Below are 18,414 nucleotides of genomic sequence, written 5' to 3'. Positions count from 1 at the left end.
TCTTTAACCAACAATATTATCTGCATAACCTGCTTTAATAAAAGCTCTAAGGCTTTTACCTAGTTCACCATCTCGCAAAGTAGGTAAATGATCTAGGAGTTCAGATGTCGGCTCCCTGTTTAGAGCTTTTTTAAGAGCCTTAACTGCTTTATCTTTCTGATCAAATGATTTTTTAAAACAAGTAAAAAAGCTACCATAGTATTGTTTAGTAATGCCGTTACTCTTAACATTGCTTCGCTTAGTTAGATAACTATCTAAAGTTTCTAAAATAGATGGTTTTGATTGCGTAGCTTCTGGTTTCGACACACCAAATAAAAGGCGAATATTACTATTATTGGCTTCAATGACTTCTTCTATTAACTTTAATTTCTGTTTAATTTTTGGATTATCCGATGAAAGTAAGCCCTGTCGGCGATAATAATCTTTACAAGCTAAAAATTCTTGTTGAAATATATCTTTTACCTCATTTACTTGCTTAAAGCTTATTTTGTCTTTTAATCCAACACAAAAAGAGCTAATACCAGGAATATCTTCGGCACTTGATTTTGATTCATTTCCTATCTTTTCTAAGGCTGCGAAAACAGCTTGCTTAAGGTGAGCTGCTAAGTTTTCCTTAATTGAGGAATCTCGCTTTAGAAAAGTTTTTTCAGCCTCAGCTAAATTACTTACTACTTCTTTTATACCTTCCTTATATTGCTCAGCATAAGTTACTAAATGCCTAGTTACAGAATCATTTTGGTACCTATTTTTTTCAATATATAATTTCAGCAATGAAGGGATTTGCTCTGGTAAGATAGGATCTGAACTAACTATTAAACCTTGTAATTGCTTAATAAGAGCGTTTATATCACTCTGAATAGGTGCGATTTCACCATTGAGGCTATTAGCATATTCTTGTAGTTTCTCAATTATTGGTGCGATTGCTTGACGAAGCCTTGGTTGACTAGCCCTAATGGTTCTATCAAATTCCTCCCTATGTCTGGTAGAATCATCGTTAGATAGATGGTGACATACCTTTTTATCTTTTTTATCGAGTTCGTCGGATTATAATACTGAGGAACGTCCTTAAGCTTGGGCATAAATATTTCCAAGTGCTCAACTAAATAACATATAGTAATTATACTTAACTTTTCTTAACAAAAGATTAAATTTAACCTCAGCAGATAATTATTTATTTCACTAAGTTTAGAGATATTTTTTGAGAACCTTCGCAACTACTGGCGTTGTTTCATATTTTAAGAGAAGTTGAGGTAATATTAAGAATAAATAAAAAAAGGTGGTGTTACGCACCTGAACGTTATAACTTCTATTCGTCGAAATAGAGGAGTTTAGCCATGACTAAAAAAGTCTATCGCGTTCGTAACTGGTCTGAGTATAACAAAGGATTGGTATCCCGTGGAAGCCTTGATGTATGGTTTAATGAAAATCAGATAAAAAGTAGCCAAAGTTCACATGGGAATCCGGTTTATTCGGATTTACTTATTGCTTGTGCGTTAACCCTAAGACAACTCTTTCATTTAACTTATCGAGCAACAGAGGGATTTTTAAGTTCTTTATTAACCCTTCATAAGTTAGCCATTAAAACGCCAGACTACAGCACCTTATGCCGCAGAGCCAAGATCTTAAAGATTGACTTAAACATTAAGCCAAAAGTAAGGCACGGCATATTCTAATCGACTCGACCGGTGTTCAAGTCCTTGGTCAAGGCGAGTGGAAGCGCTTAAAACACGGCAAGAGCCGCTGCTGTTTGGAAGAAATTACATCTAGCATTAGATGCAGGCACGCTTGATATCGTTTCCATGCATGTCACCGATAGTGTGCATCTTGATGGCAATCATTTACCAGGCTTGATAGCCCAAATCAAAGGGCCCATTAGAACAGAACTAATATCTTTAAATTTCTCCTAATTTCTTAAAATATTTGGGTATTAAATAAAAACATATTGACTTAATATTGATCAATATGGTATAAATTAATAACTTTTATTTTAATTGGTTAACGATTATGCCTACAGACAAAATTTCTATTAACGAGCCTAACCATCAAGAAACTCCTTTGGCTACAGAATTAAAAGAGCGTTCTACAACAAGCGCACCCATAGCTACAACTAGATTCCCTACTCAGGATAATTTAAGTAATCAAGATTTGGCCCATATGGTAAGTCGATTTAATCTATTTGGTGAAACGGTCTCTAAGGGCAAACAAGCTACTAGTGCACCGACTCAAACACCTACTGTATTAACTGGCTCTACACCACGAGTTTTTTTACATGGTGAAGAGCTTAAAGGTGACGTCCTAAAAACTTATGAAAGAAGAGTTATTGGTAAAGAAACAAAACACTTTGTCACCATTAATAATCAAGAAAGAGAGGTTTATACCTATGCTCAAAAAGCTAGCCATCAGCTATTTTTAAATAATAATGAAATTATTGATAAAGAAATCTTAAAAACCCATACAGTTGAAGGTCAGGCTAATAGAAAAAAACAACACTATGTTATAATCGGTGGTGTTAAAACATTAGTCTTATCTTTAAACCAATATAAATATCAAAAGGAACTTAATAGACAGGCAAGGCTCCGCCAACAATTTAGCTTTGTTAATTCACAACAGAATAAAAAAGATCAAAGAGAGGATAAAGCAGACGAATATCCTTTAATTAACGGAAGGCGGAAAAGAGAATTAAATAATTCATCCGGTTCAAGTCATAAACATATAAAAACACATCATCATTCTGGCATATTTTCATCAGATACAGATGTATCTGCGGATAATGATTTTTCCCATACAGACATGTCTCAAAAAATTTAATTTTATTTAGTCCCTGCCTAGGTATTTTTAGAAGCAGGGACTCTCTTGATATATTTATAGCTTCGCTTATATTGTGTAAAGACCCCGTTAAAGTTTTATGCGGTTTATCAATATGCACCCGAATTTGGGAAAGACCCAATTAGGGTTAGAGTGCTGTGTGCTTGATAAATGCCCCTCATAAACAGAAAAGACCCGTAAATAATTTATTTAAAACGGATTTAATGGTGGCCAGAGGTGGAATCGAACCACCGACACAAGGATTTTCAGTCCTAATTTAGCCGTTTTTAATACCTTTTCTTAACTTTTAAATTCCTTTATTTTTCCTTTAAAATCAAATACATTATGCATTATTTTAATTTTTTAACTTTTAATACATTTTAAATAATCTGTCTACATGGCGTCTACATGAGATTTTAGTTAAAGGTTTTTTAAAGGAAGTTTTATGGAAAATAATAAGGCAATCAAACTCACTAAATCGGTCATTGATAAAATCAAACCTAGTGAAGGAAAAGACCAAGTTTTCTATCGTGATGAACAATTAAAAGGCTTTGCATTGCGAGTAACCGGCAGCGGGGTAAAAAGCTTTATTGTAGAAACGCGCATTGCTAATAAAGTGAAACGCATCACACTAGGTAAATTTGGCCAGCTAACTGCCGAAGAAGCACGCAAGCAAGCAAAACATGTATTAGGCCAAATTGCGAAAGGGGATAATCCCATTGCTGAAAAGAAAGCAAATAAAATTAAATCTCTAACGCTGCAGCAAGTATTTAATGACTACCTTAGAGCGCGCAAAGATTTAAAGTCATTAACTATTAAAGATTATCAAAGCGTCTTAAAACAAGTTATTCCTGATTGGTTAGGTAAACCTCTAATTAATATCACCAGAGAAATGATTGCTAAACGCCATGCCCAATATGGGCAAACCAACAGTAAAGCGCGCGCAAATTACGCCATGCGCGTTTTACGCGCTGTTTTTAATTTTGCAGTCCATGAATATCAGCTTGAAGATGGCCAACCGATTATCGCCATTAATCCCGTTGAATACCTATCGCACACTCGCAGTTGGTACAGAGTAGATCGCAAAAATACCATGATTAAAAATCACGAGCTTGCTGCCTGGTATGAGGGTTTAACCAAACTCGGTGAGCAAGAGAGCTACCCACAAGCCATGATGTGGAAAGATTATTTCTTACTTATTCTTTTTACAGGCTTAAGACGTATGGAGGCAGCGTCATTATGCTGGCAGGACATTGACTTCAAAGCCAAAACATTTACAGTACAAGATACTAAAAATAGAGAAACGCATACGTTACCTCTAACTGATTTTCTTTATGACTTATTCTTAAGAAGAAAACAATTTAAAACGAATGAATTTGTATTCCCAGCACCTAGTAGAACAGGGCATGTTGTAGAACCAAGAAAAGCCATGCTCAAAGTAGCAGAGCTATCAGGTATTCCATTTACCATTCATGATTTAAGACGAACCTTTGCAACCATTGCTGAAAGCCTTGATTTGCCAGCTTATGCTTTAAAGCGCTTGCTGAATCATAAAATGACTAATGATGTAACAGCAGGGTATATCATGCGAGATGTGGAGCGGTTAAGGAAACCTATGCAGCGAATTACCGATCATTTGATTAGGAATATGGCAAGTCAATTAGATAGTTTAAAAGAGTTAATAATATAATAAATAGAACTACTTCCCCCAGGACTCTGCTCCTAGGGCACAGAGTTGCGTGTATAAGTTTGAGAGCTAACTGTAACCAAAGATGATCCTATATTATCCCGAAAATCCTATGTCATCCCGAAAATCCTATGTCATCCTGCGAACTCTATGTCATCCCCGCGCAGGCGGGGATCTATTCATCAATTAGCACTGAGGTTAATTTTTAGATAGATTCCCGCCTGCGCGGGAAAGACAATATAAAAGTGGCCGAAGTCGAGTTTAAGATTTAATAAGCAGAATTAACACCTTATTCCGAATTATCCAGGGTCTTATTCCGAAAAATCCAGATTTTTATATTTAAATATCAATAACTTAAAAATTAAAGTAACATAACAACCCTACATTAAGATTTCACATTATTAAGCATATTATTTCGAGGTGATTTTTAAATTTTATTTAAGCATTAAATAAAAATAGTGGGACAACTGGGACACTTGGGACAACCTTATAAACATTGAGCTAGAGCTGTCCCAGAATATTATTTTTTATTGGGACAAATGGGACAATTTATATAGAAAAATTGTCTTATTAGCATTGCGCTCTGCATTAGAGAAATTAATGCGAAATTACGATTTTAATAAACCTGAAGTCCCTTTAAATAAAAGACGTATATAAGATACGACGAATATATGTAGTTTTTTCAGCTGCGTTGGATTAGCTGCCTTAATAAGCTTTGTTGATTTTACTCCTAAAAAAATTTCTTACACGGGAATACTTCAATCACTTTTTCGTTTTTAATAATTGTATAAGCGAAAGTGATTTCTAAAGCGTTTTTAAGCTCAAATTTTATAATTTCCGCAGCAATACCTGTTTGGATATGATATTGCTCTATTACTTCTGGTAATAAAAAGATCAAATCTTGACTGCAGCTTGAAGGTTTATAAAGGATAAGGCTCTGAGTATTTAATGAAAGTTGCTTATTACCTGCGTCTATTTGCTCTTTAAGCCAGATTAGGAAGTTAGATAAAGGACTTTTAGTAAATTTCTTTTTCACATTGAGAACTGATGGTTGCTCTTGCTTAGAGTCTTGCAGTTTCATGCTAATTTTAGAAGAAAATGTAGCGTTATGTGAATTGTAATTATTATTCGCCTTCATATTATTGTCCTAATTCTTATATGTAAAATTCCTAATCAATACATTGATATTGAGTAAACCTATATTAAGGTGGTCATCTCGCTATTTTATACATAGTATTTGTACTACCTATAAATAGCTCTAATCACTAGCTTAACTATAGAGGATTGTATTTTTTCATATAATTTGAAGGTAATCATTCATCATTCAAATAATAAATATTTTTATAATAATCAATAGGTTATTATTAAATCTCATCATTTATAACTTTAATTTCTAAAGTTATAGAAGGTTGGTTGTAAAGTTAAAAGGGTAGTAATATTTTAAATGTAGCTCCTTGGTTTAGATTGCTTTTAAGTATGATTTTTCCATCCATTTTCTTTATCATTAAGAGAGCGTTACTCAAACCTAGGCCAATACCGGAGTATTTTGATGTTTCTGGTGATTCAATACAGGTAAATGGCTCAAATATTGATGCATGATATTTTTTATCAATACCGATTCCTGTATCTTTAATTGTTATAACTATCCATTCTTTCTGTTCAAATTCTTCGAAATTTAAACAAATAGTAACTCCACCAATACGAGTAAATTTAATAGCATTAGATACAATATTGAGTACGATTCGATGAATCACTAACCGATCAGCATTATAATAAATTGGTAAATTTGGATAATGGCTACTTATTACTAATTTTTTTTCTTCTGCTTTAGCAGAAACAAGTAGGATAACTTCATTAATTATAGATTTGATGTCTATAGTTTTAATAGACAATTTATATTGATTACTATCTAGTCTTGAATAATCTAAAACATCTTCTAATATATTCATTAGTTGTTCTGATGATTGAATAACTAATTGTTGTAATCTTTTTAATTTAGGATCTTCTATCCTCTTGTAAATTGAACGAGACATAGAATAAATCCCACTTGCAGGAGTCCTAAAATCATGAGACATTTTCATTAAGAAATCTGATTTAACTCGATTTGCTAATTGTAATTCAGTTACAGTATTCATAATAAATTTACATAATTTTTCTACTTCATAGATGCTGAATTTTTCATTTGTTATATAAAATTGATTAATATCTTCTACTTGTTTTTTTAAGTCAGAAATATCTACGTTATCAGTCTCAATAAAGCGATTAATAATATTTTCTAATTTAGAAAGTGTTGATGAAATTTTAGCTGATAAAAAATGACTTCCAATAATAACTAAAACTGAAATTGGAACAAGAGTAGATAAAAACCCCTTTGTGATCTGGTTATAAAGACTATATTCAGTAAAAAGATAATTCCAAGTAACAAATAAAAGTAATGATCCTAACCATAATATGAGGGACCATATAGTTAACTGTGATTGAAGGCTAGTCAAAGGCATTAGTTTTAATATTTTAGTTTTCTCTTCATTAAAGCTTAAATAGAATCCTAAGCAGATGATTAAAAGTCCTAGAACCCAGGTTGCCTCAAATGGACTTAAATAAGGAATAGATCCAGATATAACGCAATATCGAATTATAAAGTCTGAAGAAACAATGATTAAATAGCCAATAGTAATGAAACTAACAAGATGACTCTTTGATCTTGCTAAACAAATAGTTGCTAATGCAAAGCCAGCCGCTTCAAGAAGAGTGTCTATAAATTGGAATATTCCTACTGCTGAAAAATAACTAATTTTCCAAGGTACTCCAAATATAAACATTGTAAACATCAACAAAGATAGAATGATGTTTGGTGTATATAGTGTCTGCCTTTTATTTTCACCTTTTCTGTTTAAAATAATGATGTATGCCATTGCAAGAAACTGTAATAATAAAAACGAGGCAAATGGGATTTCAAAAAGCAGTATGGTAATTGTATTTTCATACTTAAAATCAAATAAATTTAGTAAAATATTATAAGTTAAATCTGAAGATAAAGAAGCTATAAATGAAATTGATAAAATTAAAAATAATCTTTTATAAATTTTTTCCTTAAATTGATTTTTTAATCTAAATGCTAATATTGATGCTAACGCATCGAAACTGGTTTCTCCTATTAAAGGAAAATAGGCTGAATAATGATCTAATAATGAGTTACTTTTAAAAATAAAATAAAGAGAAAGGAATATTAACCACCCTATTATAGGTTTAATAATAAAATGGTTAATATTTAAGAGTTTATCGTGAACTAGGGTGTTCATATTTTAGCAATGACACGAGCTGGTAAACCATCCATATCATTAATTTTCATTGGCATAATATAAATTTTACAGCGACCAACAGGTACATTTTTGAGTTCTAAACCTTCAACAATGAGGACATCTTTTAACAATAAAGATTTATGTACAGGTAGATCTTCTGACTCATATTTATCAACACTAATATAATCTATTCCTACAATTTTTACGCCCTTTCCTAACAGTTCTTCAGCAGCATCTGGTTCAATGTAAACATATTTATCAGTAAATGCTGAATTTTTTGAAATTTTAGAGTTTGCAGTTTTAAAAAAAACAAAATCATTTTTCATAATAGAGTGACTTGCAATAAGACTTTTTGTAACGGAAATTTCTTGATCAGGAACTTCAATGATTAAACCAGAGCCAATTAAGGTTTCGATTGGAAAATCACTACTTGTTTTTCCTCCTTTAATTACATGAGCAGGAAAGTCAATGTGAGTACCTGTATGATTTCCTAAGGACAGTTTATTTAAATGAAAATGAGATCCATCTTCTAAGGTGCTTACCTGTTCAGCTTGATAGCGTGGATCGCCTGGAAAAGTGACTAATTTTTCTGAAATATTAGCTGTAAGATCATAATATTTTTTTTGTTTTTTTAAAATTGGTTCATCATTATTTGTGCTTAAATTTTCTGATTTTGACAGCATTTTTACTCCATAAAATATCTTTAGATTCAGATGTAATTGATTTTTTATTGCAAACTTAATTTATCAGAGAAGTATGTAAGGAATCAGGATGAGCATTGTTAACTAATTTTAAAATAATATTGTTAACATTATCATCTTTTATTTTCTTAGCTATTCGTGATTTCAAATTTCTTACGTGAGATAACTCTACACATAAATCTAAGGCTATTTTATCGTCAGATTTACCTGAATTCGACTGAACAAACACTTCAAATTCTCTTTTTGTAAGTTTATTTAACCCAATAATATTTTTTGATTCTCTTAAATTGTTTAAGAGTGAAGGATCAAGATACGTTCCACCTTCAATAACATAGGATAAAGCTGTTAAAAAATTAATCTCAAAATAGGGCGAACCTTTGATTGCAATGGCATCAATATATTTATTATTAATAATTCTTTCGATAATAGAGGGTTCATTGTGTGCAGTTAATACAAAAATTTTAATGTCAGGATAATAGCTTTTAATTCGCTTCGATACTTCAAGCCCTGTCATATCCTGTAATTGAAAATCGAGAATAACTAAATCAGGTTTACATTTTTTAACAGATTCTATTCCATCACGGCCAAGATTATTTGTGCTGACAACGATAAACTTAGGATCGTCTATTAACTCAGTATTAAGCCATTCCCGATGTATTTCACTATCTTCAATAATACTAATTTTAAATCGACTATGCTCCGCACAGACTTCATTTTCCATAACTTGTAATCCTATAACAAGCGATTAATAGATTTCTCAAGCAGGGCATTTTAATTGAAATAATATTTGGACGCTAGGTAAGATTTTAATGATTTTAAGAATTTAGCAATACGGGGTTTACTAGATAAATAATATTTCTTAATTAACTTTAGAATTATCTCTAGATCACAATTTATTTTTGATTTCCATTATTTGTCGGCTAGGTCTTTAATTGTTGCAGCGTGTCGCTCTTTTAATTTAGCAATTGCATGAGCACGTTTTTTCTGTTTTGCTTTTTCAAGTTGTGCATTAGTAGGCGTACCAACTTTGCCAAGGATAAAGGGCTTATGTCCTTTGCGAGCAAAGCAAATTTGTTCACCATTGGCTATTTTTTCCATAATTTCACTCAAATGTTCGCGCATATAAGTGTAAGTTATAATTTGCATGACTTTCCCCACCCTCACTAGACTAATGGTTTTAACATTTTGTTATTTCCATAATGGTAAGATTAGCCGAATCCTAAGCTTAATTGTTACAATATTAGCTCCATAAAGAAGCTATTGGTACAGCAAAGAGGTTATCGCCGAAGGAGGTTGTATGATCCCCATCATATAATAAAATGCCCAATTTAAATTTTTTATCGGCAATTTCCTTTAATTTCCTTAAGCCAGTTAAATCAATTTGTTTAATGGTGGCAGTAGCCTTAACTTCAATTCCGATAATCTCATCAAAGCTATTTTCTATAAGAATATCCACTTCTACTTTGTCCTTATCTCGATAATGATAAAAATTTAATTTCTCATCGATAAAATTAGATTGTTTTTTTAACTCGTTAAATACAAATGTTTCTAGCAGCGAGCCAAAAATATCGGGATTAGTACGAATCTTATCTGAATTTATTCCACGTGCAGCACAGATAATACCTGTATCTGTAATGTGCAGTTTCGGTGTTTTAATTAATCTTTTATAGGCATTGGTATGCCATGCAGGCAAGTTTTCAATTAGAAATAATTGCTCTAACAGAGAAGTATATTTTTTTACGGTTTGCCGGTGCATCTCTAATTTACCACCAAGCTCTGTAAAGTTAATTAGGTTTCCAGAGTAAAGTGTTAAAGCTTTTAAAAGTTTAGTCATTTCACTGTGGTGTTCTATATGTCCTAAATCCTGTATATCCTTTTGAATTAAACTTAAGAGATAATTGTTATACCATGCTTGAATTCTAGGTTCATTTTCCCTTTGCACGGGTTCTGGAAAGCAGCCTGTAACGATTCTTTTAATTAAATAATCCCTAATTCTTATTTCTTTAGTGTTGGGTGCTTTTCCTTCCATAAGCTTAGATAAGAAGGTTGGTTTCCTATCTAATATTTCATATTCAGACAATGTGGTTAATGGAATCATTTCCATCCTTCCAGCTAGGGAATCAGATAAAGTAGGAAGTAATAATGCATTCGCTGAACCTGTTAAAAGAAAACGCCCAGCAGTACGATTTTCATCAATAGCTTGTTTTATAGAGACAAATATTTCGGGTAAACGTTGAACTTCATCTAGAACAATAGATTTATCTGCAGGAATATTGCGTATGAAACCTACCGGATCTAATTTTGCAAGATTTAACTGAGTCGTATCATCAAACGTTATATATTCCCAGGTTTCATTAATAACATCTTTAACAATAGTGGTTTTTCCAGATTGCCGAGGGCCCATAATATAAACGACAGGCGTATCAGATAGTGCATTGTAAATATTTGTTTTAATATAACGTTTAAACATATTCCCCTCGGCCAATTGATGGTTATAGTGCTGTCCAATTGATGGTCATGATGCCGTCCAATTGATGATTATAGTATCGTCCAATCGATGATTCAATAGCCGTCCAAATGATGATTGCCTGGCCGTCCAATTGATGGTTCTATATCAATTAAGGAGGTGTGGGATAAAAAATTTTTTCTTTAAAAACATTTATTAATGCAAATAAAATAGTAATGAAAAAACTTTTTCAGTAGCAAACAGTATCAAACAAGTCCATTTGTTATCACTACCCTGAAAGTGCTTGACGAGCTTTTAAGTTTCAAGCAATACTCGTTTCGAGCTTTAAACTTTTATAGGTTAACGGTTCTATAAAAGTCATGGAAAAAGAATTATCACCGACTTTTTCCCGCAAGGGAACCCGGCCGGACAGTCAACTGATATTCGTAAAGTAGGACGCAATACCGTCGGCATTAAGCTGAATGAATAATCAATTGCTGAGGTTTTCTATGAATCAAAAAGTATCACGTTTACAACGCTTAAATGAATTTGAATCTGCACCAAATTCTGCTCTGTTTAATCAACAAACGTTAGCAGCTGTTTTAAGTTGTTCTACTCAACTTTTAGAGCGCAATCGCTGGGCAGGCACCGGTATTCCCTATCTTAAAATTGGTCGCAAGGTTTTATATCGCAAAAGTGATGTCTTGGCTTTTCTGCAACAGCAACGAGTCTATTGTTCAACTAGTGATAAAGGGCGAAGCCTATCCTTAGTTAACGAATAAGTTCAATCAACATAGATTTTCGGTTCAAGAAAGGGATGATTTCTATTACAGAACTTATGCCTTTCCTGAACGCTGTTTGGAGAGAGAGTCATGACTCAAAATCAAATTATTAATATCAAAAATAAAGCCCGTAATTTCCCTGTCATTTATGAATATGCAGGTGGTTGTTTTAAGTTAACAGAGAAAGGCATCTCTTTTCTTGGCAAAGATAAAGATGGCAATGCAATGGCACCGCGCTGGATTTGTTCACCTCTGTATGTCATTGCTAAAACCCGAGATGCTAAAAGTGGTGATTGGGGCCGCTTATTGGAATGGCAAGATGACGACGGTGTGATACACCAATGGGCTATGCCGATATCGTTACTGCAAGGTGATTCTTCTGAAGTGAGACGAGAACTAGCTAACCTTGGCTTATCTATTTCACCGAGCAAAATTGCGCGAGATTTACTGGCTATTTATTTACAAGTGTGTCCCGTTGAAGCAAGAGCACGCTGTGTAGATAAGCTAGGTTGGTATGGTGAAACGTTTATCACAGCATTGCAAACAATAGGTAATTCATCAGAAAAAATTGTCTTTCAAAATAATAATGCGATTGAATCGGCATTGTCGGTGTCAGGTACCGTCGCAGAGTGGCGTGATTCCATCGGTGCGTTATCTGCTAGAAACTCACGGCTAGTTTTTGCTATCAGTGCTGCTTTTGCACCAACTTTAGCGGCGATTGCTGGTGAAGATTCTGGCGGTTTTAATTTTAGAGGCGCTTCATCTTGTGGCAAAAGTACAGTTTTAAAAGTGGCTGCTTCAGTTTGGGGTAATCCGCAAGCTTATTGTCGCTTGTGGCGAAGTACTGCTAATGGTCTTGAAGGGTTAGCTGCGCTTCACAATGATGGGCTGCTAATTTTAGATGAGTTAAGTCAAGTGGATCCCAAAGAAGCAGGCGAAGCTGCTTATTTACTGGCTAATGGTCAAGGAAAAACACGTGCTAATCGTCAGGGCATAGCTAAGCCCGTTTCTCAATGGACGTTGCTTTTTCTCTCAGCTGGTGAAGAATCACTCATGTCTTTAATGGCGAGAATTGGACAGCGAACTAATGTTGGTCAAGAAATTCGATTGGCTGATATTGAAGCAGATGCTGGGTTTCATATGGGTATTTTTGAGCATATTCATAATCAGCTTAGCCCTGTGACAATGGCTTTGTCTTTAAAAGAGTATGCTAGCAAATATTATGGCGCCGTTGGTATGGAGTGGCTAAGAAAAGTCGTGGCTAATCGGCAAACGATTGCAAGTACCATAACAAATAAATTAGCGGAATTTACCAGCAGTGTTGCTATGCCTGGTTCAACTGGCCAAATCATAAGAGTGGCTCGGCGTTTTGCGCTTGCTGCTATTGCCGGTGAGTTAGCGACTCAATATGGGTTAACAGGCTGGGAAGAAGGGCAGTCATTCTATGCGGCCCAAGTCTGCTTTCGAGCTTGGTTAGATGCGTTTGGCAGAGAAGGTAATCGGGAAGACAGAGTAATACTTGCGCAAGTACGAGCCTTTTTTGAATCGCATGGCGCTAGTCGCTTTGATAATGTAAGAACACCGAATAATGAACGCGTCATAAATCGTGCTGGATTTTATTCAACTGACGATGAAGGGTATCGTGTTTATATGGTGCTGACAGAAGTCTTTAAAAAAGAGTTATGTCTTGGCTTTGATCCTAAAATGGTTGTTCGAGTATTAATGGATGAAGGCTGGTTACAACCCTCAGCCGATGGATTACCTACTCATAAACCTAGAATTAGAGGCGTAGGTACACCCAGAGTCTATAAATTCACTGATAAAATCTGGGGTGGTGAATAAGTTAACCCTTGAAATTGTCCCATAAATTTTAACGTTTGGGACAAGTTGGGACAGCACGAGTCCAGTATTCATGCGCTGTCCCAAGTGTCCCAGTTGTCCCAGCCGATTTTACATCCTTAAGATACAACCATAAGGTATTACGCGATTTTATTCCCATCTCATATTGTATCAATAAGCAAGTTTTATAGTTACCATGCTCCGCCAGCAAGCTTGCATACATTTGTTGCGCATACAAATATCGCCAGCTTTTAGCGCTAGATAGGCGATGTTTGGCTAAAGCACTGCGCCATCTTAAGCGGATTTCTTCATAGGGTATTATTTTTATGAGGCTATCATGCCTGCCAGTTAACTGGTTAAAAAATTCTACAAGTAAGCGTTGAGTTGTTGTTCGATAAGGGATATGACGGTCGCTCGAGTTAAACGCAATATCTCTGGTAATCCAAAAATGATCATCTTGAACCTGGATGTGCGGTTTTATTGTAATGGCTTCACGAAAGGTTAAACCAAACTCAGTTTGCAATGCCATAATGATTCGAGCGTATGGATCAGTCATTGATTGCCAAATATCTGTTTTAACAATTAACTTGCGCTTTTTGCGTTTAATAGGACGCATTAAGTTAAGTGATTTGTTATCAATATTGTCAACAGAACACTCACACAGGGCCAAGAAACGACGAATGATTGTCATATAGCGCATGATTGTCACAGGATTAATATTGCACTTTTTCCAATAAGAAACTAGTTCGGTAATATGTTGCGTGTTTAGTGCCTGCCAGGTGGGTGGTACTAGCCGAATAGCAAATAAATCATCAATCATTTTATGAATGACATAAGCACGATGCTTGCGATAAAGGTATTTACCTCGTCTGTCTAATTTAATCTGCTGATTAGCGAATTGTCTCAATGATTGTGTACGCATAGTTCACCTGCAAAGGTATTTTAAATAAATGTTTGCCCTGAATGCTGTTTAGTGTTGGTCGAGCAGCTCACTCGCTAGTGAAACTCGGCAAAGCCGTAAAGCTCGAAGTAGGGGGCAAAGCAATCGTTATAAGGCAAACGATTTGGCCAAAACTAAGTTTTTTTGGTGGTTTTTCTCCTATTAATGTATGTGAAAAGGTTAGATAAAACGAAAGAGCTTTATCCGCCATCCATTTCATAGTGAACAATGATTTAGCTCTATCGAATGATAGAGTTCCTTTAAGGTTTCCCGACTAAACGTCCAACCATGAGGTTAGGGAATAAGCATGGTTTTAGTATAAGACGCCTAAGCGTTTCGCCGGATTTCCACCGGCTCATCAGTCATACTTCATTTAGAAAAGTAGCAAAGTGCAGATCTTGAGACAAGGGGTTTAGGAGCGATTTTTTGTCCTATCTTATTTGGTTCGTTAGGACAGAGGGTTTTCTAGGGCAGGTAGCAACTGGGTAGTTAATTTAAGAATTGCTGCGTCACTGCACGTTAATTGCAGTGACGCAGCATATAGGATCAGAATGTCTATAATGATCGATATGGTCTGTTATTCATAAGCTTGGATGCTGTTAAAAGGATTTGATATGGCTAATAGAATTTTATTAACTGGTGCTGGATTTACTCGTAATTTTGGGGCTCCTTTAGCTAATGAAATGGCTACACATATATTTAATTTGTTAAAGTGTCCTGAAGGAAAAAAACTTAAAAAAATTTTAAGGGAATATTCATATGATTATGAAAGCGCATATCAGGCTATTATCTCGGGAGAGTTTTCATTAGAAGAAAAATCAACAATGAAAACAGCATTAATTGAAGCTTACAACTATTTAGATAAAATTATTATTAATATAGGTAATGAACATATTCATACTATACATTCTATTGAAAAGGAATTAATTAAAGATCTACAAGTTAATTATAAGGGTTCAGGTTTTATATTTACTTTAAACCAAGATTTAATTATAGAAAGAAAATTTAACAATGGTACTATTAAATATAGGCTTCCTGCCGCATACACAAAATTTTTAAATTCCGATAATAGCATCAAAGATTTTGAAAATAACTTATATTCACAAAATAATGATTTACAGCAAATTGAAAAAGAAAGAAACCAATTTCTTACTCTACTGAAAAAAATTAAGAATGGAACTAATCATACCAACTTAATTGCTTATGTAAAACTTCATGGCTCAATGGACTGGCTCTCAGGTGAAAATAATCAACTAATGATTGTTGGTGGTAATAAAACTAAATATATCGATAAATTTCCGCTACTTAAATGGTATTATGAATTATTTAAATTTGAGATAAATAAAACTGACGCAAGGTTACTTATCATTGGGTATGGTTTTATGGATGAGCATATAAACTTGGCCATAAAAGTGGCAATTGAAGAGAATGCCCTTCAACTTTATATAATAAATCCTACTAAGCAAACAGATTTTGAAAAAGAGTTAAGCAATAAAAAATATGGGAAGGAAATTTTAGATGCTATAAAAGGCTACTATCCTTATGAGTTAAGTGTAATTTTCCCCAATGATTCATGCGATCCAATAACAGCTCAATGGATTAATATTAAAGAACAATTTTTTAATTAATTCTAATTGCATACCCAAATTTCAGCTCTACGCTATTTGAAGAAGATCCAAGCTATTTAATCTAGGTTAAGTTACGCTGTAATCTGTCTACATTGTGTCTACATGAAAAATTCTGAATTTCGAGGATTTTACGTAAGTACTTGATTCTAATGGTGGCCAGAGGTGGAATCGAACCACCGACACAAGGATTTTCAGTCCTTTGCTCTACCGACTGAGCTATCTGGCCCCAAGGGTTGCTATTAAACTCTGTTAATGAATTTGAGTCAAGTAGGAGGATTAAATTTTTTTACATATTTCTTTTTTTTAATCAATTAAGTTACGAAGTTGTTTACCCTTGTGGAATATAACCTGTCGGTTTGTCTGATCCTTCGCCAAAAAAGAATTTTTCCATTTCCTTAAATAAAAATTCTCGTGCTTTCGGATCAATTAAACTTAAACGGTATTCATTAATTAACATGGTTTGATGAGCCAGCCACATTTGCCATGCTCGTTTTGAAACTTGTTGATAAATACGCTCGCCAAGTTCGCCTGGAAAAGGTGCAGACTCTAGGCCTTCCAATTCTTCATTTAATTTTGCACATAAAATTTGTCTAGTCATAACAGCTCTATTCATTTAAGTGTGTAGAGGGGTAGTTTATCGAGCAAAAGGCTAAGAGGCAAAAATAAATTATTGGTTTTTTTATATAATTTAGTTAACAGAGAATAAAGAGCCTAGAAAAGGGCATAAAAAGGTAGCTTAATCAGATCACCACTAATCTAAACGGCATTGTACCTGTGCAAGCATAATATGCTGTGATAACAATTGTTCTTGCTCCTTTGTTAGCCCATCAAACTGCACTGCTGTCCTGTAACTATTGTTTGAATATTGGCTATAAACCACGACAGCATTGACGATAATGGGTACCATTTTAGGCTTGGTATAAATAACTAATTTTAATGCCGTGTGTTCTTTGATTTTAGTTTTAGAATAGAAAGCCATGCCACCTAAACTAATATTAACTTTATGTAGTGGGGTCTTGTCAGCAATAGATAAATGCCTCATTAAATAGTCAATTTTCGCATTTAATAAATTTAAATAATGCGCAATGGCAGGTTCCTTCATAGCAAGGGTTTGGGTTAATTTAGATAGTTCATAATCCAGGCTCTGAAAATAGCGCGTTGTTTCTAGGTAGCGTTGGCCACTTTGTCCTAGTAATTCGTCGGTCAGGGCCTTATCCGAACTAAAGTTCCCTGGCTCAATTATTTTATATTCAAAATAAATTTCATCATCTATACGAAAGTGTTGTCTACGTTCATGTACAGGCATAATTACTCCATCAATTCCATTTTAATAATAAAAAGAATTTTTAATCTCAAGATTATGAACTCCATGTCATTTAATTGCCTTAAATTAAATATAGTCAGAGATTTACCTATTAGTAAAATAAATGTAAAAAATTTAATTGCCTAAAGATTGGGTAAATTATGATGAATTTACTTCTCATACGTGGTAGTAGAGATATTAATATCTTTAATAGAGGGATATTTCTCGAGTTGTTCGGTAATTTCTTCAGCTACTTTATGATGTATTTTAGTAAAAACTAAAGTGACGTCATCGTAATCTAATGTTTTGTTGGGCTGTACAATTAGCTGGCCAACTTGGTTAATATTATCACCAATGATTTCTTTAAGCTTCTCCATAGACATAAGGCCATGTTCTATTTGAAAATTCAAAACACGCCGAGTTCTTTTTGCCTCAAACTTATCTTCTAATGGTTTAACAACAATTAAAATAATAAGAATAATGACAGTTGTAGCTATTGCAGCAAAATACATCCCGCCGCCTATAGCCAAGCCAATAGCAGCCACAATCCAAATGCTGGCTGCTGTTGTTAAACCATAGACCATATTATTACGTAGAATAATGGCTCCTGCGCCTAAAAAACCTATACCAGAGACCACTTGTGCTGCCATTCGTGAGGGATCAAGAACAATATGATTATTGGTAGGACTTAAAATATCAAAAAATCCGAAGGCAGAAATAATCATGATAAGGCACGAACCAACACAAACAAGCATATGCGTTCGCAGACCCATGGCCCAAGATAAGCGTTCTCTCTCTAAGCCTATGATACAACCAAGAAAAGCGGCTAAAAGTAAACGTAGAATTAATTCCAGTGACGAGAGCATAATTGTCCTAATGTTTGAATCTAAAACATCTGATTCTATTTTATAGCTTAAATAGCTTATCCTAATTAAGGATTTGCTTATAGAAGTTTGAAAATCAATAAATTTTTATACCTTGTTT

General features: G+C 34.1%; 17 protein-coding genes, 1 tRNA gene and 1 pseudogene. 7 read left to right on the top strand and 12 right to left on the bottom strand.

Annotated features, from left to right (window positions below; translation table 11 throughout):
• Positions 1-3: 3 nt before the first annotated feature.
• On the bottom strand, positions 4-771 hold the full coding sequence (locus E1P04_RS00190) for a hypothetical protein (protein ID WP_131780923.1): 768 nt from the start codon (positions 769-771) through the stop codon (positions 4-6).
• Between the two features lie 563 nt (positions 772-1,334).
• Here E1P04_RS00190 and E1P04_RS00185 point away from each other — a divergent pair.
• The 3 genes from E1P04_RS00185 (at position 1,335) to E1P04_RS00170 (ending at position 4,495) form a co-directional block, all read left to right on the top strand.
• Complete coding sequence (locus E1P04_RS00185) at positions 1,335-1,673, top strand: transposase (RefSeq protein WP_131780922.1); 339 nt, start codon at positions 1,335-1,337, stop codon at positions 1,671-1,673.
• Positions 1,674-2,004: 331 nt separating this feature from the next.
• On the top strand, positions 2,005-2,808 hold the full coding sequence (locus E1P04_RS00180) for a hypothetical protein (RefSeq protein WP_131780921.1): 804 nt from the start codon (positions 2,005-2,007) through the stop codon (positions 2,806-2,808).
• Between the two features lie 442 nt (positions 2,809-3,250).
• Positions 3,251-4,495, top strand: coding sequence for a tyrosine-type recombinase/integrase (locus E1P04_RS00170; protein ID WP_131780920.1), 1,245 nt, complete (start codon positions 3,251-3,253; stop codon positions 4,493-4,495).
• A gap of 727 nt (positions 4,496-5,222) precedes the next feature.
• Here E1P04_RS00170 and E1P04_RS00165 read toward each other — a convergent pair.
• From E1P04_RS00165 to E1P04_RS00140, 6 genes are all read right to left on the bottom strand, one after another.
• Complete coding sequence (locus E1P04_RS00165; RefSeq protein WP_131780919.1) at positions 5,223-5,630, bottom strand: hypothetical protein; 408 nt, start codon at positions 5,628-5,630, stop codon at positions 5,223-5,225.
• A 283-nt stretch (positions 5,631-5,913) separates the two neighbouring features.
• Positions 5,914-7,791: a sensor histidine kinase gene (locus tag E1P04_RS00160; RefSeq protein WP_131780918.1), complete on the bottom strand. Its 1,878-nt coding sequence runs from the start codon at positions 7,789-7,791 to the stop codon at positions 5,914-5,916.
• Positions 7,788-8,474 carry a cyclase family protein gene (locus E1P04_RS00155; protein WP_131780917.1) on the bottom strand — a complete coding sequence of 229 codons (687 nt, stop codon included), beginning with the start codon at positions 8,472-8,474 and terminating at the stop codon, positions 7,788-7,790. Before E1P04_RS00155 ends, E1P04_RS00160 begins: the two co-directional genes overlap by 4 nt.
• A gap of 55 nt (positions 8,475-8,529) precedes the next feature.
• Positions 8,530-9,213, bottom strand: coding sequence for a response regulator transcription factor (locus E1P04_RS00150; protein ID WP_131780916.1), 684 nt, complete (start codon positions 9,211-9,213; stop codon positions 8,530-8,532).
• 188 nt (positions 9,214-9,401) lie between these two features.
• Complete coding sequence (locus tag E1P04_RS00145) at positions 9,402-9,638, bottom strand: type II toxin-antitoxin system Phd/YefM family antitoxin (RefSeq protein WP_131780915.1); 237 nt, start codon at positions 9,636-9,638, stop codon at positions 9,402-9,404.
• 94 nt (positions 9,639-9,732) lie between these two features.
• A complete protein-coding gene (locus tag E1P04_RS00140; protein WP_131780914.1) occupies positions 9,733-10,962 on the bottom strand; it encodes an ATP-binding protein in 1,230 nt (409 codons plus the stop codon).
• Between the two features lie 485 nt (positions 10,963-11,447).
• Here E1P04_RS00140 and E1P04_RS00135 point away from each other — a divergent pair, with 485 nt between their 5' ends.
• The gene (locus E1P04_RS00135) at positions 11,448-11,720 is read left to right on the top strand and encodes a helix-turn-helix domain-containing protein (RefSeq protein ID WP_131780913.1); all 273 of its coding nucleotides are present in this window, start codon (positions 11,448-11,450) and stop codon (positions 11,718-11,720) included.
• A gap of 90 nt (positions 11,721-11,810) precedes the next feature.
• Positions 11,811-13,562: a DUF927 domain-containing protein gene (locus E1P04_RS00130; RefSeq protein WP_131780912.1), complete on the top strand. Its 1,752-nt coding sequence runs from the start codon at positions 11,811-11,813 to the stop codon at positions 13,560-13,562.
• A gap of 112 nt (positions 13,563-13,674) precedes the next feature.
• Here the strand turns inward: E1P04_RS00130 and E1P04_RS00125 are convergent.
• Positions 13,675-14,481: pseudogene (locus tag E1P04_RS00125) on the bottom strand (integrase); the annotation flags it as partial.
• Positions 14,482-14,522: 41 nt separating this feature from the next.
• Between E1P04_RS00125 and E1P04_RS17530 the strand changes: the two are divergent.
• Together E1P04_RS17530 and E1P04_RS00120 are read left to right on the top strand one after the other, a co-directional pair.
• On the top strand, positions 14,523-14,687 hold the full coding sequence (locus E1P04_RS17530) for a hypothetical protein (RefSeq protein ID WP_165482635.1): 165 nt from the start codon (positions 14,523-14,525) through the stop codon (positions 14,685-14,687).
• A 426-nt stretch (positions 14,688-15,113) separates the two neighbouring features.
• Complete coding sequence (locus tag E1P04_RS00120) at positions 15,114-16,127, top strand: SIR2 family protein (protein ID WP_165482637.1); 1,014 nt, start codon at positions 15,114-15,116, stop codon at positions 16,125-16,127.
• 150 nt (positions 16,128-16,277) lie between these two features.
• Here the strand turns inward: E1P04_RS00120 and E1P04_RS00115 are convergent.
• The 4 genes from E1P04_RS00115 to E1P04_RS00100 form a co-directional block, all read right to left on the bottom strand.
• Positions 16,278-16,353 (bottom strand) — tRNA-Phe (locus E1P04_RS00115).
• Positions 16,354-16,455: 102 nt separating this feature from the next.
• On the bottom strand, positions 16,456-16,725 hold the full coding sequence (locus E1P04_RS00110; protein WP_131780909.1) for an oxidative damage protection protein: 270 nt from the start codon (positions 16,723-16,725) through the stop codon (positions 16,456-16,458).
• 153 nt (positions 16,726-16,878) lie between these two features.
• Positions 16,879-17,433, bottom strand: coding sequence for a PilZ domain-containing protein (locus E1P04_RS00105; RefSeq protein WP_131780908.1), 555 nt, complete (start codon positions 17,431-17,433; stop codon positions 16,879-16,881).
• 167 nt (positions 17,434-17,600) lie between these two features.
• Positions 17,601-18,296 carry an MgtC/SapB family protein gene (locus E1P04_RS00100; protein ID WP_131780907.1) on the bottom strand — a complete coding sequence of 232 codons (696 nt, stop codon included), beginning with the start codon at positions 18,294-18,296 and terminating at the stop codon, positions 17,601-17,603.
• Positions 18,297-18,414: the final 118 nt, after the last annotated feature.

It is taken from the genome of Legionella gresilensis (genome assembly GCF_900639865.1).
GTDB lineage: Bacteria > Pseudomonadota > Gammaproteobacteria > Legionellales > Legionellaceae > Legionella_C > Legionella_C gresilensis.
Note: the sequence above shows the minus strand (reverse complement) of the source record. Positions and strands in the feature narration are given on the sequence as shown.